Consider the following 18,767-nt stretch of genomic DNA (forward strand, 5'->3'; position numbering starts at 1 on the left):
TCCCGGCACGTCGGCGCGAGCCTAAGGGGGGCTAGCCTTCAACGCGATAAGGGGGATGCGCTTCAATGCGATTTGACAGCTGGATGGCCAGTTCGCGCTCGGCCACGAGCCGTTCGCCCTGTTTCAGCGTGCCGTCAAGCAGCCGCTCTCGCAGATAGGCGAACACGCGCTCGAACCCCGAGGCGCTGTCGGCATCTTGAGCTTCCATCCCTGAAACCATTTTTTATTCTGGTAAGACCAGTATGATGACCACAGAGATGGAGTCAATATGACAGGATCTGCACATCCAACAGTGGACGACTGCGGAAGCGTCGATTTCGGCTCGAACGGAACCAGCGATCGACTGAGATCATGAATCCGAACGGAGGGCTCTTACGGCAAATTGGCGAGGGCAATTTCCCAATGCCGCCTCAGTAGCATCTCCCCTGGAGACTATCGGACGCCGGCCCTCAGCCCAATCCAAACACACGCGCAAGAGCCGGAAGCCGAAGCCATTTGCACGACCGCACATTAGACGCCTTTTGCAAGGCGGATTATCAGCCTAATTGGAGAACGGCTTTCATCCGGTCCGGCCTCGGTGCCGTAAAGCGTTGATGATGATCTTGAAGGCTGGGAGATTCTGGCGGCGGCTGGGAAAGTAGAGGAAATAGCCGTCGAAGAAGGGGGACCAGTCGTCCAGTACCTGGATCAGTTGGCCTGATCCGACATGCCGCTTAGCGATATCGTCGGGCACGTAGGCGATTCCATACCCATTCACCGCCGCTTCGATAATGGCATAGGAGTTGTTGAAGGTGAGCTGGCCGCTCACCCGAACACGCAGTTCCTGCCCGCCCTTCTCAAACTCCCAGGTATAGAGCCCGCCGGCTGTTTCGTGGCGCATGTTGATGCAGACATGCTGGACTAGGTCTTGAGGATTGTTCGGCACTCCGTGCGCACCGAGATATCCGGGCGAAGCGACCGCTACCAGCCGCCAGTCCGGACCGATGCGGACTGCAATCATATCCTTCTCGACGCTCTCGCCCAGACGGACGCCAGCATCGAAGCCCTCCTCGACGATATTGCGGAAGGTGCTATCGAGGATCAGTTCAACATGGATGTCGGGATAGTCGCGGAGGATCGGCTTCAGCTTCGGCCAGACCACACTTTCGAGCGCATGGTCCGACAGCGTCAGCCTGACCGAGCCCGAGGGCTTGTCGCGCAACGCCGTCAGCGCCGCGATCTCGTCCTCGATCTCCGCGATCCGCGGCGTGATGGTTTGGAGCAACCGCTCGCCCGCAGCCGTCGTCGCCACATTGCGGGTGGTTCGGGTCAGAAGGCGGACGCCCATGCGGTCTTCGAACTGCTTAATTGCGTAGCTCAGGGTCGACTGCGCGACGCCGATCTTCGCCGCCGCCCGGGTGAAGCTGTGCTCCTCGGCCACGACCTGAAACCATCTGAGCTGGTTGAGATCGGTCTTGTCCATGAGATCCCTCGGCATCTGCCCGCCGGAGATTAATCGATCAGGTCGATCAGCGCATTCCAATTCAGGCGGCTAATCGTTTCGCCGCGAGGTCGCTAGTTTGCACTGCAACAACGGATTCAGGAGCGAACCACCATGGCGATTGCCGCCGTATCGGAGGAAGGAACCAAGCCGACCGCCGCCTGGGGCGCCGTCCTGTCGATGGCGCTCTGCGTGGCGATGCTGATCACCTCGGAATTCATGCCGGTCAGTCTACTGACGCCGATGGCGGAGGGGCTGCGCGCGACCGAGGGGCAGACCGGGCAGGCGATCTCGATCAGTGGCCTCTTCGCGGTTGCGGCGAGCATGGCCATCACGACGGCTGCCGGAACGCTGAACCGCAAATGGGTTCTGATCGCGATGGCGGCCTTCATGCTGGTCTCGCTGATCCTGGTCGCGGCCGCGCCGAACTTCACGGTGCTGATGCTCGGCCGTGCCCTGCTCGGCATCTGCATCGGTGGCTTCTGGGCGCTGGCGACCGCTGTGATCATGCGGCTGGTTCCCCAGAGCGACGTGCCGCGTGCGCTGGCGCTGATGTATGGCGGGCAGGCCATCGCGGCCGCCTTCGCCGCGCCTGTCGGCAGCTATCTGGGTGGCCTGTTCGGCTGGCGCGCGGTGTTCTGGGCACTCACGCCCATCGTCGCCGTCAACCTCGTCTGGCACCTCATCGCATTGCCATCGCTGCCCACGCGCCAGCGGCAGGATGTCCGGACCATGTTCGGCCTGCTGAAGCGCCCGTACTTCCTGCGCGGCCTCGTCGCCTCGATGCTGTCCTGGGGCTCGGCCTTCACGATGTTCACCTATCTGCGCCCGTTTCTGGAGCAGGTGACGGGTGCGGATGTGACCACGCTCTCGATCCTGCTGCTGGTGCTCGGCTGCGCCGGCTTCGTCGGCACCTGGGCATCCAGCCGCTTCCTGCATGGCAGCGTCGCTTCTCTCCTGAAGCTGCCCGCTCTGCTGATGGGAGGTTGCACGGCTGGTCTCCTGCTGCTCGGCGGCTCGGTCGCCGCGGCGGGCCTTTTCCTGGCGATCTGGGGCGCAACGAACACCGCCATGTCGGTGATCTGGATGACCTGGATGTCGCAGAACGCGAACGATGCGCCGGAGGCCGCCGGCAGCCTGATGGTCGCGGCGATCCAGACCTCGATCCTGTTCGGCGCAGTGGTCGGCGGGCTGCTCCTCGACGGCCTGTCGATCACCGCGACCTTCATTGGGAGCGTGGTTGTGGCCGCCATCGGCATCGCACTGATCGGCAACGGAAACCGTCTGCTGAAGCCCGAATAATCACAGAGAACGGGGAGATATCGATGGATCCCACCAACACAATCGCGACGCCGCCCAAGCGCTTGGAGCGTCGCGACCTGATGAAGCTGACCGGTGCGGGCGTCGCCACCCTGGCCGCCGCATCACTCTTCAACCTCTCCAACGCAAAGGCTCAGACCATGACAGCGGACTGGGACAAGACCTTCCCGAAGAGCGACAAGGTCGATCACCGGAAGGTCACCTTCAGGAATCGCTACGGCATCACCCTGTCGGGCGATCTGTATCTGCCGAGAGACCGGGCCGATCGTCGCTTGGCGGCGCTTGCCGTCGGTGGACCGTTCGGCGCGGTGAAGGAGCAGTCGTCGGGTCTCTACGCGCAGATGATGGCGGAGCGCGGATTCGCCGCGCTGGCCTTCGATGCGTCCTTCACCGGCGAAAGCGGCGGCGAGCCCCGCAATGTCGCCTCGCCGGATATCAACACCGAGGATTTCAGCGCGGCGGTCGACTATCTCGGCCTTCACCCGTCGGTCGACCGCGAACGGATCGGCGTCATTGGCATCTGCGGCTGGGGCGGCATGGCCTTGAATGCCGCCGCCGTGGACAAGCGGGTCAAGGCCGTCGTCGCCAGCACTATGTACGATATGACCCGTGTCATGTCGAAGGGCTACAACGACAGCGTGACGCTTGAACAGCGCACGCAAATGCTGGAGCAACTGAGCAGGCAGCGCTGGGAAGACGCCGCGAACGGAGCCCCGGCCTACCAGCCACCCTACAACGACCTGAAAGGCGGCGAGGCCCAGTTCCTGGTCGATTACCACGACTATTACCGGACGCCGCGCGGCTATCATGCGCGTGCGGTCAACTCCGGCAATTCCTGGACTCGGACCACACCGCTCTCGTTCATGAACATGCCGCTCCTGACCTACATCAAGGAGATTTCGCCGCGACCTGTCCTGCTGATCCACGGCGAAAAGGCCCATTCGCACTATTTCAGCGAGACCGCCTATGCGGCCGCCGCGGAGCCGAAGGAGCTGATGATCATCCCGGGCGCCAGCCACGTCGATCTATACGACAAGGTCGACGTAATCCCGTTCGACAAGCTGGCCAGTTTCTTCAACCGGCATCTGGCCGCGTGACGAAGGCCGGGTCGAGGAAAGCCCCGCAGGCTTCCTCTGAAGGGAAGCCATCAGAGACGCCTGGGCACAAACCGTCGTCGCGTCGGACATTGCTGGCGGGCATTGCTGACACGCTACGCAACAAGCACAGCGCCAGAGCCCGTCGGCTCAAAGTAAGCGACGTGCCGGCCCCACCTTTCGGAATGGGGCATGAACGTTGATGTTCCGAGCCTGGAGGGCTTGGACATATGACGATTTCCAGAGCTTACGCTTAAATCGAGCGTTGAGATCGACGAGCCGGTAAGGCGGGTTGAGGTATTCACGGGTGCGGGGTGCCGTGGGGACTGGTCTGTATGGGTCAAGGGTATCCATCCGGCGAGGGCCGCGGGCGCATGCGGCCCGATCAGTTGACCTAGCGTCTGCTCTTGGCGAACGCGGCCTTGCCAATGGCGCGACGCCTGGCGAGCTTGGCGATGCGGCCCCGGATGTCAGCCACGTCGAGTTGCTCTGGTTCGAAAGGACGACCGTGCCATCGCATGAGTTCGTCATGTTGCTCGTGGTCGGGGTCCGCGATGGCGTCGAGAAAGAGCTGGAAGCCTGGGATTCCGCCGACATCCTCCGGTGGCCCGCGCCGGGCACCATCGACGTATCGAGGGTACTCAGTGCCGAAATCCGAGGCGAAGACGTCTTCAACGGTAACTGTGTGCCGCCAATCGTCACCGAAGTCGTAGGTGTAGGAAAGTTGGGTGACACCGCGATCGAAGAGCGCGCCGAGCTTGGTCGTCCTAGCAGAGAAGGTCCTGTCGCGCAGGCTTTCCCACTCCGGATCGGGGATGGCGAAGCGCTTCCCGTCGGCGCGGAACTGGAAGAGATGATAGTCTTCAAACGGCATTGCCGCCTGGATAACGTCATGCAGAGCCTTGAGAGAAGCGGTCAGTGGCACCTCGACACGCCGCCAGATGACTGGGCTCCAGTCATCGAGCTCGATCTTCAGGCGCGCGACGCGATCGGCAGGGCTCATGCGGCCGGCACTCCAGGGGGGTGGGCCATCTGGACGATCGATACCCCGCACCAGTGCCGGAAGCGACCCCGGCGGATCAGCAATGACCGATCCGCCCGTAACCCCCGGCGGCACCACATCAATATTACGCGACGGCGTCAGCAAGGTCTTTCGCGACCTTGAATTTAACCACGGTCTTTGCAGGCACGTCGATCATGGCGCCCGTCGAAGGATTGCGGGCTTGGCGAGCTTCGCGTTTAGCGGATGATAACTTGCCGATGCCACCGAGAGTCAAATCATTGCCCGCCTTGAGCGTCTTTGAAGCCACATTGGCGAGTGAAGCCAATACAGCCGAGACATCAGCCTTGGACTTGGTGGCGTCTTCGGCGATCGCGGCGATCAATTCATTCTTGGTCATTAAGCCCTCCAGCTGAGATACGGCTCGATAAATTAGTTCGTCTTGCCGGTCCTACCACGTGCCGGCGTTTTTCGCCGCTGCTGACCCAACCCCATTTTCTTGGCGAGCGACGAGCGCGCTTCGGCATAGGCGGGAGCGACCATTGGATAGTCCGGTGGCAGACCCCAACGAGCACGGTAATCGTCGGGCGTCATATCGTAGGCCGTGCGCAGATGGCGCTTGAGCGATTTGAACTTTTTCCCGTCCTCAAGACAGATCAAGAACTCAGGTGTGATCGACTTCTTGATAGACACTGCGGGGTTTGGCCGCTCTTCAGGGATGGGCTCAGGCGGGTTGCCAAGGCCCGAAAGCGCAGCATGTGTGGTGGCGATGAGGCTAGGAAGGTCAGCGACCGGAACACTGTTGTTTGAAACGTATGCGGAGACTATGTCGGCAACCAAAGCAGTTAGATTTTCGCTGTCTTCAGCCATCAATAACTCCAGAAGCCCGATAGAGAATCGTCATGGCAATCAGAAATGATTTGCCCTGCGAGTCGACTATGGCGATTGAAAACTTAATTCAAGAGGTCGCAGCTGCCGAGCGGGTGATCAGCAGCTGCCTGGATAGGAAAACCTTCTTCGAATCTGGTGGCAGCGCCACCGCTATGAAGGCAACAGGTTAGCGCGCTTCATGGCCTCTAACGCCGCGCTCCGTTCGAAGAGATACGAATAGAACTGCGGCCGGCGACATATAGGCTTCAGACCATGCTCCAGAAGTCTATTAGTAACCGCTGCGCCGCTTCCTCGATGCTCGTCCCGCCCGGCCAGTGCGCCCAGCTCATTGCCCAAGATATAGCGCTTTCGGAAAGCCTCAATATCGGCCAACGTCACCATGATTGCCCGGCCCTGATAGTGGTTAGGCAGAATGTTCGCTCGCGCCACATCGGTCGCCATGTTGTAAGCCATGCCGAGCTGAGCTCCCGCTTCCTTGAGCGTGACAGACGGTCCGCGATCGGGGAGGGCGACCGGCTTATTGGCATCGACGTACGACTGCATCACGCGCAGCGCCTCTGGCCGCGGGAACAGAAAAGCGTCGAACTGCGGCGGTCTGCAGACAGCACCCACGCCGTTTTGCTCCATCTGAGTGATGATAGTTTTCCATCCCTCAATGCCAAATACCTTGGCCAGATCCGAGGACGTCGCATAAGCGGCCTTGAACCGAGCGACTTCCCCATCACTGATGCTCCCATAAGGGCAGCCTGGCTGCATCGAAATTAGGTCCGCCTCAACGAGTTGCCGAAGCATCGAGGCTTCCATGAACAGCTCTTTGGCGATGTCCTTACGGTTGCGGCCGCGCGCCGGTGTAGTCCCGGTATGCTGAGATGCTCTGTCGAGATCGACGACTGCTCCACGCCGATATATGTAGTCGCTGACGCGCGTTCCGGTGACAACTGGCATGATGCCGGCACCTGCCAGCCTCTCTACCGCCAGCTGAAAATTCCGGACATTCAAGAGCGGCCGAAGCTCGACGATACCCACGTATTTCCTTTTGAACTCAGCTAGCGCCCGATGAAGAACCAGCTGCTGGCCAGGAGGACCGGCGACCTTTAGGACGCCAGCCGCCAGCGCTTCATCCAGCACGGATTGCCTAAGTCCCAGATCCTCCGCGGCTACAGACAGCGCAACGCCATCCAGCGCCTTCTTCGAGGCGAGCTCAGCCGGGTCGGCCAAAATCGCCGACAACGCCGGCTCCTTACCGCCACGAACGCTGACGACCTCACCGCTAAAAATCGCATCGACAGCCTGTGTGAGGGAAATTTCAGCGCTCTTGGCTGCCGCCGCAAGCGGAACATAGCGCCCGGGCTCAGGCGAACTGGCTCCCGCGCGTGTCCAAAGCTTTGCGAGAAAATCGGACGCGGCACTATGTGGGAAAAGCCAATCCGACCCGCCTGTACCTTCAGCGATGACCTTTAAATGCCCGCCTCGGGCTAGCTCTGCGACCGCGACAGCGTCGATCCCAAGCTCGGTGGTGACCTGCTTCAAGATCTTGAAGCCTTTAACTCTGGCCTCGAGGTGCTCGAACTCATCGCGGCGGATATCAATCCGAGCCCCCTGCCCTTCTCCCCTCACCTGGATTTCCAGCTTGGCGAGGAGGTCTCGAAAGCGGACGTACCCCAGTCCACAGCGGCGAGCGCCTTCTTCGACAGTTACTGTATCGAACCTAACCGGCGCGCCGCCGAGATCGGTTCCGGCCTTCAAAGTGAGGTGAGCTTCGGCGTGCCGGCGCAGTTCCCCTTTCATAGCCAAGCCGATTTCGTGGTCGGGAAGCTCTCGTACCCAAAGATAGAATTCGCCATAAGCTTTGATGACGCCCTGCCGACCGGCGCGTCTCTCGCTTTCCGCGTTCAAGCGATTAAGCAGTTCCTGGAATGCGTCGGGCCAATTGGATAGAATCCGAAAGCCCTCAGCGCAAAGCTCCCCCGGCCGAATGCTCCGGCGAACCTGCATCAATTTGAAGTCGCGACTTTTTGAAACTTGTCCTAGCCGCTCGCAGAGCGCGAGGAACTCGGACATAGCCATTCCGTCAAATGAACTGGCGGGCTGATCAATCTGAAGCAGCCGGCGCACGATGTACCCATCGAGAGCCAAAGCCTCCGCGGTGGCCGCTGGAGCAGCCACCCGGTGCAATTCGTGGCCCCGTCGACACCTCAGCATCGGATTGTGACGCCACTGGACGGGCCGATTTTCGCAGCCGCAGTTCGATACCAGTTTGACCTGGTGGAAGGGGCACGAGGATACCGCGGTTATGTCCCACCAGACGCGGTGGTAGCCGTTTTCTCCAAGACATTGAGGGCACCAGCGACGTCGGTTGATGCTAAAATGCTCGGCGCTGAAGGTCTCGCCGAGCACATCCACGCGGGAAGGCGAAACCGCGGGCGTGGCGAAGGCGACAGCTACTGGGTCCGCCTTGCAGAGGCGAGCGACCTCGTCGGGAGAGAGCTTCGAGAGACTGGACGCTTCTCGCGGCCCCGCCATGTCGAACATCTTGTGAATCAGCACCATGCCATTTTCGAGCGATGTCCGAAGAAGCAGGCTATACGCCGGCTCGTCGATATGATGCTTCACGCGGCCGGGGAACGGGCTTCTCATCGTCGCCATCAGCCGTGCCTCCTGGAATAGCTGTCGCGCATCTGACGGGGCATATTCCTTAGGCCCGTGACCTCATCGTCATCTTCTTCCTCGTCATCTTCAATCAATTGGGGCTCAGAGACACGCCTGCGCATATCACCGAAAGGATTGGCGGCGTCGCTCCCCCGCCTCATCCTCTCGAACGACTCCGCCAAGACGTCCAAGCGGAGGCTGTCGTCGCCGTCGTCGTAGGCAATTGAGGTGGCACGGAAAAGGAGCTTGATGAGATTATCAAGATTGCCTTTGGTTGCGAGATGGAATTTGTGCGGGAGCAGACCATCTGCAAAACGAAACGCGGGCTGGATGGGAAGGTGGTTGTCTATAATGTCTAGGACTTTCTGCCATTCATTGCAGTCATCCTCGTTGTTCCAGTTGAACGGTGTTAATTCGAAATCGCCGCCGCTCCTGCGTCGCAGTTGGTTGTAAAGCGACCTGATTTTCTCCAGTTCGGGGGTTCCCGCAAAAGCGATCTGACAGGGTGAAGGTCGTGCGTTCGGGTCACAGTTTCGATTTTATCCCTTCGTCATCCACCAAACTTAACGTTGTGGAAGTCGTTCGTGCTTCCACCATGCGATCGTCTGAGGTCCTATGCTTCGGGGATAGCGGCGGAAGGTCAGGTAACGATTACGCGCTCCTGGCACATCCGTTCGGGATAAGCGTTGGAGAGGTGTGTGGCGCTGCTGACGGCTGTTGGTCTCTGTTCGGAGATTATCCGACCGGCCCAGATGCATTGCTGAAGGTGCTACGTGCGTTGAGGCCCGATGAGGGGCGCAGAATAAGGCTGGATGTCCAATCGCTGTCTATCGACAGCCCATAAAGGGTGAGCCATATGTCAGGCATGCGGTTACCGATCTCCCTGCTTGACGATGCCATCGAGGTGGCCGGGACCGGATTCACGGTGCTGGACCGGATTTATGCTGACGGCGACCTGACGGACGAGACGCTCGGCGGATCGTGTGGCAACGTCCTGGTCTCTCTCGCCATGCTTCAACGCCATGTGGCGCCAGTTTTGGCCCTCGGCGACGACAACGAGGGCGAGCGTCTGGTCGAGGAATTCTCCCAGGCAGGAGCATCGGTCAGGTTTATCAGCCGTCGCGCCGGCGTTCGTTCGCCAATCCTCGCGCAAGAGCTCGATACGGCAACGGGAGCTCACGATTTCAGTTTCAGGTGCCCGGTCACACGGGAGGATCTGCCTCGCTATCAACCGATCGACGATGGTGAGTTGAGCCCTGCTATGCCGGTGCTCAGCACATGCTTTGTGTTCTATGCCGACCGCGTTTCGCCGACCATCATCGAAGCCATGAAAACAGCCTCGTCCGGCGGCGCCATCATATTTTTCGAGCCCTCGGACGTCGATCATGAGGATCTTTTCGAAGCGGCGCTTCAGATGGCCTCGATCGTCAAATATTCCGCAGACAGGCTCGGCGCTCGCCTCGAGGCGACGTCATCGGGCGCAGTCCGCATCGTCACGCACGGAGCGGCTGGACTTGAGATTGCGGACGATAGCGGCCGCGTCTGGTGTGATGCAATCCCAGCCGAGTCCGTGTTGGATACGTGCGGATGCGGGGACATGGTCAGTGTCGGGCTGATCGACTGGATGATCTCACACCGCCCCACGTCCCAAGAGCTTCACGCCGCTGGACTGGTCGATGGCGTCGTAGCTGGGCAGCGACTGGCCGCGGAAAATTGCGGCTATGCAGGCGCACGCGGGGTTTTCAAGGCGCGTGGTGCAGAATACGCCCGCGGCGTTCTGAGCCGAGAAACCGCCTAGTCCCTTAAGCGACTGCGACTAGAAGTCGTTCGGTTTCCGGAGTCTGCTGCAGCCGATAGGCGGCGCGAAGCTCCATCAGCATCACGCCGAGGGTGTTTTTACCGGCACCGTTGACCTCGCCCCACAGCCTGTTGACTTCGTTATCGACGGTCGCGCTTTCCACAAGCCGCGCTTCGCCCGTCGAAAGAAGAAGTGCCTTCAGGTCGTCATGCTGATCAAACTTCGCGCGTAGCACGGCGCGCATCCGATCGAACTTGAACGTCGACCAACCAGGCGCGACGTCCCAGTAATAGAGGCCATGCGCCGCCATCGCCAGCAAGGCGGGCGATGGCGCCTCCATCAGCCACTTGCGGACTTCAGGCTTGCGGGCCTTCCCGGCTTGATAGGCGTGCTCGCTGGTTGCGAAGACCTCGCCTTCGAAAATCACGTCGCGACGGTAGAGGTTGCTAAAGGCGCCGTAGGGCTTCTCACTCGCCCGATAAAAGCGAATCTCGTCCATATCGCCTCCTTGCAAATTAACCCCAATATCTTCATGCTAATTTGCATGAAACCAACAAGCAAGCAGCTTGAGCTTCTTTCTAAAAAAATCCGTGCGTCATTCGACGCCAGCGGCAGTTCTTTGGCTGAAATCGCCAGAATCGCGGGGGTTGATGCGAGTCAGGTCAGCAGGATCCGCTCGGGACAGTTCAAGACGCTGAGCCACAACTTGGTGCAAGTCTGCAGGGCGCTTGGTGTGGAAATTCCCCGGCGGGAGGCCAAGACGGCGAAGCGGAATGCATCATGGGCCTTGGCCGAAGCCAGCATGCGAAAAATATGGGATGAAACCCCCGAAGGGGCTAAAGCGATCACACGAATGCTCGACGCGATTGGCGACCTGCAGCACGCCAAGCTGCGTCGATAGGCTATCTTCCGATCAGAATGCGCTCGCGGCCTGTTGGAAGGTGGCCGTGGGTTGGAAGTCAATGACGATCAAGCCGTCGCGACCGACGAGGTGCCACATCGAGACGGTCGTGGTTGGAAATCTCCAGAACACTGTATCCGAAGTGCCGCTGCGGACGGGCTTTCCGAACCGCTCGGCCAGCACTTCCTTGACGGAGGAAACGTCTCGGGTCGTGACCTCGTACTGGTCTTTCAAGCGCACCAAACTCAGGCGGCTTCTGTAAGGTCTATAGATTTTCGTGAATGTAAGTTCGACGCTGAACTGCGTCCGCGATCCTATCTCATATGTGGGCTGGTGAAGGCCGAGAAGCGTGACGTAGGTCTGGTCCATTCCCCATCGCGTTTCGAGCCATCCGCAAACGTCAGCAGGGAACTTTAGATCTTGCTTGTCCATAGTCGGCCGAATCCGTGAAGCCAGGCCAGATTGTCGGCGCGACGGGGGCGGCGTCCAGTGGGTAATTGCCTCTGCGGAGCTTCTCAGGGCTGACGGCGCGCAATACGCATCGGCCAGCGCTTTGACGCCGGCACGCGAATGCGAGCTTCTCCGATTGCAGAAATCCTAGAGGTGCTGCCCATCATGGACAGCACCTCGCGATCTGAAGCAGCGCTCCAGATCGCAACTCGGACCGGAACCCTTCCTTACTACCCCCTAGTATACGCCTTGGTAGCGCATAGCCAAATTATGGGGGTAGTCAGGTACAGATTATGGGTTCGATGTCCAAATTATGGGTTGCTGCACAGAAAACCGCTTACGCGGTTTCGCCGACGGCCTGCAGGTAGAGATCGAGGATCGCTTCCTCTTCCTTGCGTTCGTCGAGGTCTCGCTTGCGCAGCGCCACGACCTTGCGCAGCACCTTGACGTCGTAGCCGTTGCCCTTGGCCTCGGCATAGACCTCCTTGATGTCGTCGGCGATCGTCTTCTTCTCTTCCTCGAGCCGCTCGATGCGCTCGACGATGCTCTTGAGCTGGTCGCCCTGAACCGGATCGTCCATCTGATAACCTTCTCGGATACGAAATTGGCCGGCAGCGTTCGCCCGGATGGGGGGCGCCCGTCAAGACCGAACTGGCGCAAGCCCGGCCGCCCATCAACAGTCCTGACACCCCACAGTCGGGCGCCGGCCCGTCTCCACCGCGCAATCTTCTCAAAAAGTATGACTAAATTGCCAGACGGCTGATGACGCCGCTTCCAAGCCACCCTACAACGGTGACAAGGAGCGAGCCGCGAAGCGGCCGGGATCAAGGGAGCCGCGCGGCGTGCCGCAATCCACCACCGCCATCGCCGCGATGCGCGCGACCGCCCGCGCGATCTTCGACGCCGCCGTCGCCCGCGCCCATCCCGCAGGCTGCCTGCCGCAGCATCTGCCCGCACCGCCCGCGAATGGACGCCTGATCCTGCTCGCAGCCGGCAAGGCCGCAGGTAGCATGATGGCACTCGCAGAGGCGCATTATCTCGACCAGGGCTTTCCGTCCGACCGCCTCCTCGGCCATGCCGTAGCACGGCACGGCTACACCGCGCCCACCAGGCGCATTCAGATGGTCGCGGCCGGCCACCCCGTGCCCGATCAGGGCAGCATCGACAGCGCCGAGCGGGCCCTGGCACTCGCAGGCTCCGCGACCGAAGATGACTTCGTGCTCGTCTTGCTCTCCGGCGGCGGCTCGGCCAATTGGGTCGCGCCCGCCGGCGGGCTTGCGCTCGCCGAGAAGCAGGCGGTCAACAAGGCGCTTCTGCGCTCGGGCGCGCCGATCGGCGAGATGAACATCGTCCGCAAGCGGCTCTCGCGGATCAAGGGCGGGCGGCTTGCGCTCGCCGCCGCTCCGGCCCGGCTGCTGACGCTCGCGATCTCCGACGTGCCCGGCGACGAGCCGACCGCCATCGCCTCCGGCCCGACCGTCGCCGATCCCAGCACGACGGAGCAAGCCCGCGCCATCGTCGCCCGCTATGGGCTCGACCTGCCGCCCCCCGCCCGCAAGCTTCTCGACGATCCCGCAAACGAGACGCCGAAGCCCGGTCACCCCGCCTTCCCCAACAGCGAATATCGGATCATCGCCCGCCCTGCCGACGCCTTGGCGGCGGCACGCACGACGGCCGAGGCCGCCGGCTATGCAGTGCATGATCTCGGCGCCGATCTCGAAGGCGAGGCGCGCGATATCGCAGCTGCCCATGCCGATCTCGCCAAGCGCCTGAAGCGCGAAGGCAAGCGCGCCGCCATCCTGTCCGGCGGCGAGCTCACCGTGACCCTGCGCGGCTCCGGCCGCGGCGGCCCCAATCAGGAATACGCGCTGGCGCTCGCCATTGCGCTCGCCGGCGAACCCGGCATCGTCGCGCTCTCCGGCGATACCGACGGCACCGATGGCGGCGGCGGCGAGGCGACCGACCCGGCCGGCGCACTGGTCGATCCCCAGACTTTGACCCGCGCCGCCGAGATCGGCCTTGATCCCGCCCGATCCCTCGCCGACAACGATTCGACCGGCTTCTTCGAAGCGCTCGGCGATTTGCTGCAGCCGGGACCGACGCTGACCAATGTCAACGACTGCCGCGTGATCCTGATCGAACCGTGAGAATGCCGGGCTCTCCTCGAACGGTCCTCCCCCTCGCCTTCTGCGCGGCCGCCTTCCTCGGAAGCGTGGCTCCGGCCAAGGCGGACTTGCGCATGTGCAACACCACCTCGAGCCGCATCGGCGTCGCGATCGGCTACCGCGATGCGCAGGGCTGGATCACCGAGGGCTGGTGGAACATCAGCCCGCGCGGCTGCGAGACATTGCTGCGCGGCACGCTGGCGGCGCGCTTCTACTACGTTCACGCCGTCGATTACGACAAGGGCGGCGAATGGACCGGCAAATCGGTCATGTGCGTGCGCAACAAGGAGTTCACTATCCGGGGCATAGAGGATTGCCTGGCGCGCGGCTATGACCGGGCCGGCTTCTTCGAGGTCGATACAGGCGAGCAGAAGAGCTGGACGATCCAGCTCACCGATACGGGCGGCGGCGCAACTCCGCGGCCCTGACCAGCTTACGTCGGGCGAAAGTCTCGGCATAAGGTAGACGACCGACGCAGGGTCAGCCGGCCCTGCGGACAAGAAACGGAAGCGAGGCCCCGGCGACGGGCTGACCGCGCTCCAGAACGAACGAAAGGGCGCGGCCGGTGCCGTATGGGCTCGCCGGTCGCAGGGGAAGAACAATGAAGCGCGAACGCCGGATCAAGATCATCGCCACCCTGGGCCCCGCCTCCTCAACCGAGGAGATGTGCGCAAAACTGTTCTCTGCCGGCGTCGACGTCTTCCGCATCAACATGAGCCACACCCAGCGCGAGACGCTGGCCGATAAGGTGGCGATGTTGCGTGGGCTTGAGAGCAGGTTCCGCCGCCCGGTCGGCATCCTCGCCGACCTGCAGGGCCCGAAGCTGCGCGTCGGCCAGTTCGGCGGCGACGGCGGCGTGATGCTGGAAAAGGGCGCGCGATTTACGCTCGATTCCGACCCCGCCCCTGGCGACACCAAGCGCGTCCACCTCCCCCATCCCGAAATCCTGAGCGCGCTCGAGCCCGGGCACCACCTCATCCTCGATGACGGCAAGCTGCGCCTCGTCGTCGAGAAGGCTTCGGCCCAGGAAGCGGTGACAAAGGTCCTGGTCGGCGGGCGCCTGTCCTCGCGCAAGGGCGTGAGCCTGCCCGACACCACCATCGCCGTCTCCGCCATGACCGATAAGGACCGCGCCGATGCCGAGGTCGCGGCCGAGGTCGGCGTCGACTGGATCGCGCTCTCCTTCGTGCAGCGCCCCGAGGACATGGCCGAGCTGCGCAAGATCGTGCGCGGCCGCGCGCTGGCACTGGCCAAGATCGAGAAGCCGCAAGCCGTCGCCCGCATGGAGGAGATCATCGACGCCTCCGACGCGATCATGGTCGCGCGCGGCGATCTCGGCGTCGAAATGCCGCTGGAGAAGGTGCCTGGCACGCAGAAGCGTCTGACCCGCATGGCCCGCCTCAAGGGCAAGCCGGTCGTCGTCGCGACCCAGATGCTGGAGAGCATGATCACGAGCCCAGTGCCGACCCGCGCCGAGGTTTCCGACGTCGCCACCGCCGTCTTCGAAGGCGCCGACGCCGTGATGCTCTCGGCCGAGAGCGCCGCCGGCCAGTATCCGATCGAAGCCGTGACGATGATGAACCGCATCGCCGAGGAGGTCGAAAACGACGCGGTCTACCGCTCGATCCTCGAATCGCAGCGCAACGAGCCGGAAGCGACCGGCGCCGACGCCATCGCCAAGGCCTCCCACGAGATCGCCGAGACGCTGAACCTCAAGGCGATCTGCGCCTGGACCTCGTCGGGCTCGACCGCCTTCCGCATCGCCCGCGAGCGCCCGAACTCGACGGTGATCGCGCTGACCCCCAATCGCGCCACCGCGCGGCGTCTGACGCTGGTCTGGGGCGTGCACGCCATTGTCACCAAGGATGCCAGCGACGCCGACGACATGGCCTTCCGTGCCTGCAAGTTCGCGGTGCGCGAGCATTACGCCAAACTTGGTGACCGCATCATCGTGGTGGCGGGCGTGCCGTTCGGAACGCCGGGCGCGACCAACATGGTCCGTATCGCCTTCGTCGCGCAGGAGCATGTCGAGAAGGCTTGAACCGGGACGTCATTCTCGGGCGAAGCGCAGCGCAGACCCGAGAATCTCTTTCAGGCAGGACCTCGTCGAGAAGCGCTCTCTCCGGCATGAGAGGCTCGGGTCAAGCCCGAGCATGACGAGAAAAGCACTCGGCACTCAAGCGTCGCGGCCGTCGACATCCGTCTTCAGCGAATCGACGGCCTTCTTCACCGCGTCGAACTGCGGGTAGATTTCCAGCGCCTTGCGGAAGGCCTTCATCGCGGCCTTGTCGTCGCCCTGCTGGCGCAGGATCATGCCGAGCCCCATCATCGCGCCGTAATGGCGCGGCTCGCGCTTCAGCGTCTCGCCGATATCGAGCATGGAGCGGATCGGATCGCCCATGAGATAGAGCGCGTTGGCGCGCTGGTTCCAGGCCTCGGCCCAGTCCGGCTGCAGGCTGATCACGCGGTCGAGCAATTCGATCGCGAGCTCGTTCTGCTTGTCCTTCAGCGCCTGCTGCGCACGCGTCATCAGCAAATCCGCCGTGTCGGAGCCCGAGCGCGCCCAGCGCCGCTGGATCAGGCGCGCGACGCCCTCGGCCTCTTCCTGCGTGGCGGCATCGTGCAGGCGCTGAAACAGCCGCTCCAGCGTCGCTGCCGGGCTGCGCTGCGGCACATTGGGCGTGACCGGGTTATCCGCCTTGTCGTCGGGCGCGACGGTACCGGGCCGCGGTGGCGGCGCAGATTGTGCCAGGGCCGCACCAATGGCCAGCGGCCCAGCCGAAGCCAGCAGCAGCGCGATGGCAGCAGACGCGGTGCGAGAACGGATCATGCCGGTGACTTTAGCCACCATCGCCGTCCGGTCAAATCACAGCCGGGCGAGCGTGCAACGCAAAGAGCGGGCACGCCATCGGCGTCCCGCTCTTCGAAATCCCAACCGAGGCAGCCGCGCGGAAAATCCGCGCGACGTCTCAGCCCTGACGCGCCTTGAAGCGCTTCTGGACCTTGTTGATGATGTAGACGCGGCCCTTGCGGCGCACGAGCTGGTTGTCGCGATGGCGCGCGCGCAGCGACTTCAGCGAATTACGGATCTTCATCGTCTCAACTCCATCGGCCCGCCCGTGTGAGATGGGCCGGTCAAAAACCTTCAGTCTGCGACGCGAACCTCAACGGTCCTCACCGCCCATGCAATGGTGCGACTGATGCGATGCCGGCTGTATACGGATTTTTCCGTGGATCGCAAGTGCGATCGCGCCTTGGCCCGCAGGAAATCCGCTTTCGCCCGACGGGAACCTGAACCACAGAATGGCGTTTGGACACTCGCCCATACGGAGATCATCCATGCGCCTGCCTCTTCTCGCCTCGATCCTCGCCACGACGCTGATGCTCGGCGCCTGCGGCAACACCGTTGAACAACGCATCGGAGGCGCGGCCGTCGGCGCAGGCACCGGCGCCGTGGTTGCCGGTCCTGTCGGCGCCGTGGTCGGCGGTGCGGCCGGCGCCGTTACCGGCCCCTCGGTCGTGCGCGCCACCCGCCGCGCGACGCGCTGACCGGACAGAGCCTTCAGCCGCAGACGAGGCGATAAGGACTCCGCTGCGGCCGCTTTCGCATGGCCCGGCAGGCATGGTGCTCTGAAATCGGCAGCACCGACGCCTCGCCGAGCCGGCTCGGGACTCGATCACAACAATTCGATGACTTCCTGATTTTGAGGGTTGCCAAGACGAAATGGACCGGCTATCTCCCCCGTCATCAGGCCGGACGCAACGCGTCATGACGCTCTGAGACGCGCCCGTAGCTCAGCTGGATAGAGCATCAGACTACGAATCTGAGGGTCAGAGGTTCGAATCCTTTCGGGCGCGCCACTACTTAGCTCATTTTCGAGCTCCGAGTTTACAGGAAATTTACAGGCCGTTTACAGCCGGGGACTTAGCCCTCGGCTGCGGCTTTTTTCCGGGCCCTGATGACATTGTCCACCTTGTCCTGGCCGGAGTCCGCAAGACGGCGCCGCTCGGCCTGACGGCGATAGATTTTCGCAGCCCGGTCCGTCGCATGCTCGAGCTGCGACATGATCTCGGCATCGCTCGCTCCAGCCTCGGCGAGCTCGACGCCGCGCGAATGGCGCAGGCCGTGGAGATTGAGGCCAGGACGTAGCTTCCCAGCCTTGGCCAAGCGCTCGATGTGACGCTCGACCGCCTGGCCGAGCTGCCTTTCTTTCCAGATATTGCCGTCGGCATTGTAGGCGATGGTGGATGCCTTGTTCGGCGTAGCGGTCAGGAACGCGGTCAGCCTAGTATCCTCGCGCTTGTTGCAGAGGACCTTTCTCTTCTCCGTCATCCAGAAGAGGCGCGGCTGCGGGTTACCCTGATCGTCGAAACCCGTCGTCCGGGCTGCAAGGGGAATCATGCAGATCGTGCCCCGCCGGAAGCCACCCCAGCGTGCGAGGGCGTATGCCCGGGCCAAACCCGAAAGGTTGCGCTGCACCGCGTCTTCGAGCGCCGCCTCGAACTCATGTTCTTCCCAGATCGGATGTGCCTCTCCCGCATCGTGGGGACGAGGAAGCTTACCGATTTTCGCGAAGGGGTCCGCCGGTATGCGGCCGTCGTCCAGAGCTGGGGCCAAGGCGTTCTTGAGCACCTGCCGTCTGTCATTGGCTGCCTTGTATCCCAGAAGCGCCCAGGCATCCCGGACGTCCCGGAACCAATTGACCGTCACATCCTGGAGGAAGACTTCGCCGCAATCCTGTCGGATCTCGGTCGCCATCCTCAGATATTCCGCCTGGGTGCTACCGGCGAGCCCGAGGAATTCCGCGGACGGCTTGCGCTTCTCGCCATCACCGGCATAGCGCAGCAGCATCGCCCCGATCGTCCCCTCGAGACCGCCCTGCACCTTCTGGCGGGCCTCCAGGCGATTGAGAATGGCCCGCACCTCAACGCGAAGTTCATCGCTGCCGTCCGGGCTCGTCAAGGGCCCTTCCCGGTAGTCCCCTTTGCGGAAGTACAGGTGGATGCGGCCGTCCGGCT

Annotated in this window: 20 protein-coding genes and 1 tRNA gene; 9 read left to right on the forward strand and 12 right to left on the reverse strand. The window is 62.5% G+C overall.

The genetic code is table 11. The features are described 5' to 3' along the window. Positions 1–31: 31 nt before the first annotated feature. Together NUV79_RS11775 and NUV79_RS11780 are read right to left on the reverse strand one after the other, a co-directional pair. On the reverse strand, positions 32–208 hold the full coding sequence (locus NUV79_RS11775; protein WP_374679229.1) for a hypothetical protein: 177 nt from the start codon (positions 206–208) through the stop codon (positions 32–34). 351 nt (positions 209–559) lie between these two features. Further along, positions 560–1,462, reverse strand: a complete 903-nt coding sequence (locus NUV79_RS11780) for a LysR family transcriptional regulator (RefSeq protein WP_257733283.1) — start codon at positions 1,460–1,462, stop codon at positions 560–562. Between the two features lie 132 nt (positions 1,463–1,594). Here NUV79_RS11780 and NUV79_RS11785 point away from each other — a divergent pair, with 132 nt between their 5' ends. Both NUV79_RS11785 and NUV79_RS11790 read left to right on the forward strand, forming a co-directional pair. Then, positions 1,595–2,782 (forward strand): MFS transporter, encoded by a 1,188-nt coding sequence (locus NUV79_RS11785; protein WP_257733284.1) that lies wholly within the window; start codon positions 1,595–1,597, stop codon positions 2,780–2,782. A 23-nt stretch (positions 2,783–2,805) separates the two neighbouring features. Continuing rightward, positions 2,806–3,897 (forward strand): alpha/beta hydrolase, encoded by a 1,092-nt coding sequence (locus tag NUV79_RS11790; RefSeq protein WP_257733285.1) that lies wholly within the window; start codon positions 2,806–2,808, stop codon positions 3,895–3,897. A gap of 391 nt (positions 3,898–4,288) precedes the next feature. Here the strand turns inward: NUV79_RS11790 and NUV79_RS11795 are convergent, their stop codons facing one another. The 4 genes from NUV79_RS11795 to NUV79_RS11810 form a co-directional block, all read right to left on the reverse strand. Continuing rightward, the gene (locus NUV79_RS11795) at positions 4,289–4,897 is read right to left on the reverse strand and encodes a plasmid pRiA4b ORF-3 family protein (RefSeq protein WP_257733286.1); all 609 of its coding nucleotides are present in this window, start codon (positions 4,895–4,897) and stop codon (positions 4,289–4,291) included. Between the two features lie 124 nt (positions 4,898–5,021). Then, positions 5,022–5,327, reverse strand: a complete 306-nt coding sequence (locus NUV79_RS11800) for an HU family DNA-binding protein (protein WP_257733463.1) — start codon at positions 5,325–5,327, stop codon at positions 5,022–5,024. Further along, a complete protein-coding gene (locus NUV79_RS11805; protein ID WP_257733287.1) occupies positions 5,327–5,764 on the reverse strand; it encodes a Ros/MucR family transcriptional regulator in 438 nt (145 codons plus the stop codon). The genes NUV79_RS11800 and NUV79_RS11805 overlap by 1 nt, the downstream gene beginning before the upstream one ends. A 171-nt stretch (positions 5,765–5,935) precedes the next feature. Next, the gene (locus tag NUV79_RS11810) at positions 5,936–8,431 is read right to left on the reverse strand and encodes a TniQ family protein (RefSeq protein WP_257733288.1); all 2,496 of its coding nucleotides are present in this window, start codon (positions 8,429–8,431) and stop codon (positions 5,936–5,938) included. A gap of 868 nt (positions 8,432–9,299) precedes the next feature. Here NUV79_RS11810 and NUV79_RS11815 point away from each other — a divergent pair. Continuing rightward, positions 9,300–10,232, forward strand: a complete 933-nt coding sequence (locus tag NUV79_RS11815; RefSeq protein WP_257733289.1) for a PfkB family carbohydrate kinase — start codon at positions 9,300–9,302, stop codon at positions 10,230–10,232. A 4-nt stretch (positions 10,233–10,236) separates the two neighbouring features. Here the strand turns inward: NUV79_RS11815 and NUV79_RS11820 are convergent, their stop codons facing one another. Next, the gene (locus NUV79_RS11820) at positions 10,237–10,731 is read right to left on the reverse strand and encodes an NADAR family protein (protein WP_257733290.1); all 495 of its coding nucleotides are present in this window, start codon (positions 10,729–10,731) and stop codon (positions 10,237–10,239) included. Between the two features lie 45 nt (positions 10,732–10,776). Between NUV79_RS11820 and NUV79_RS11825 the strand changes: the two genes are divergently transcribed. Further along, complete coding sequence (locus NUV79_RS11825) at positions 10,777–11,133, forward strand: helix-turn-helix domain-containing protein (RefSeq protein ID WP_257733291.1); 357 nt, start codon at positions 10,777–10,779, stop codon at positions 11,131–11,133. A gap of 12 nt (positions 11,134–11,145) precedes the next feature. Here the strand turns inward: NUV79_RS11825 and NUV79_RS11830 are convergent, their stop codons facing one another. Both NUV79_RS11830 and NUV79_RS11835 read right to left on the reverse strand, forming a co-directional pair. Continuing rightward, positions 11,146–11,502 carry a hypothetical protein gene (locus NUV79_RS11830; protein ID WP_257733292.1) on the reverse strand — a complete coding sequence of 119 codons (357 nt, stop codon included), beginning with the start codon at positions 11,500–11,502 and terminating at the stop codon, positions 11,146–11,148. A 418-nt stretch (positions 11,503–11,920) separates the two neighbouring features. Further along, entirely contained in the window at positions 11,921–12,163 is a 243-nt protein-coding gene (locus tag NUV79_RS11835; RefSeq protein ID WP_047574439.1) for a DUF2312 domain-containing protein, read from the reverse strand. 292 nt (positions 12,164–12,455) lie between these two features. Between NUV79_RS11835 and NUV79_RS11840 the strand changes: the two genes are divergently transcribed. The 3 genes from NUV79_RS11840 (at position 12,456) to pyk (ending at position 15,789) form a co-directional block, all read left to right on the forward strand. Then, positions 12,456–13,730 carry a glycerate kinase type-2 family protein gene (locus NUV79_RS11840; protein WP_257733464.1) on the forward strand — a complete coding sequence of 425 codons (1,275 nt, stop codon included), beginning with the start codon at positions 12,456–12,458 and terminating at the stop codon, positions 13,728–13,730. 2 nt (positions 13,731–13,732) lie between these two features. Continuing rightward, positions 13,733–14,176, forward strand: coding sequence for a DUF1036 domain-containing protein (locus tag NUV79_RS11845; RefSeq protein WP_257733293.1), 444 nt, complete (start codon positions 13,733–13,735; stop codon positions 14,174–14,176). A gap of 173 nt (positions 14,177–14,349) precedes the next feature. Continuing rightward, the gene (pyk, locus tag NUV79_RS11850; RefSeq protein WP_257733294.1) at positions 14,350–15,789 is read left to right on the forward strand and encodes a pyruvate kinase; all 1,440 of its coding nucleotides are present in this window, start codon (positions 14,350–14,352) and stop codon (positions 15,787–15,789) included. Positions 15,790–15,924: 135 nt separating this feature from the next. On the opposite strand, the gene NUV79_RS11855 is transcribed toward pyk, so the two are convergent. Both NUV79_RS11855 and ykgO read right to left on the reverse strand, forming a co-directional pair. Then, positions 15,925–16,578, reverse strand: coding sequence for a tetratricopeptide repeat protein (locus NUV79_RS11855; protein WP_257733295.1), 654 nt, complete (start codon positions 16,576–16,578; stop codon positions 15,925–15,927). 139 nt (positions 16,579–16,717) lie between these two features. Then, positions 16,718–16,843 carry a type B 50S ribosomal protein L36 gene (gene ykgO / locus NUV79_RS11860; protein WP_038363015.1) on the reverse strand — a complete coding sequence of 42 codons (126 nt, stop codon included), beginning with the start codon at positions 16,841–16,843 and terminating at the stop codon, positions 16,718–16,720. A 244-nt stretch (positions 16,844–17,087) separates the two neighbouring features. Here ykgO and NUV79_RS11865 point away from each other — a divergent pair, with 244 nt between their 5' ends. Beyond that, positions 17,088–17,297: a hypothetical protein gene (locus NUV79_RS11865; protein ID WP_257733297.1), complete on the forward strand. Its 210-nt coding sequence runs from the start codon at positions 17,088–17,090 to the stop codon at positions 17,295–17,297. Between the two features lie 235 nt (positions 17,298–17,532). Further along, a tRNA-Arg gene (locus tag NUV79_RS11870) sits at positions 17,533–17,609 on the forward strand. A 64-nt stretch (positions 17,610–17,673) separates the two neighbouring features. Here NUV79_RS11870 and NUV79_RS11875 read toward each other — a convergent pair. After that, positions 17,674–18,711 carry a tyrosine-type recombinase/integrase gene (locus NUV79_RS11875; RefSeq protein ID WP_257733298.1) on the reverse strand — a complete coding sequence of 346 codons (1,038 nt, stop codon included), beginning with the start codon at positions 18,709–18,711 and terminating at the stop codon, positions 17,674–17,676. Between the last annotated feature and the right edge of the window lie 56 nt (positions 18,712–18,767).

The sequence above is a fragment of the Allobosea sp. 47.2.35 genome (assembly GCF_024655635.1).
Classification (GTDB): Bacteria; Pseudomonadota; Alphaproteobacteria; order Rhizobiales; family Beijerinckiaceae; genus Allobosea.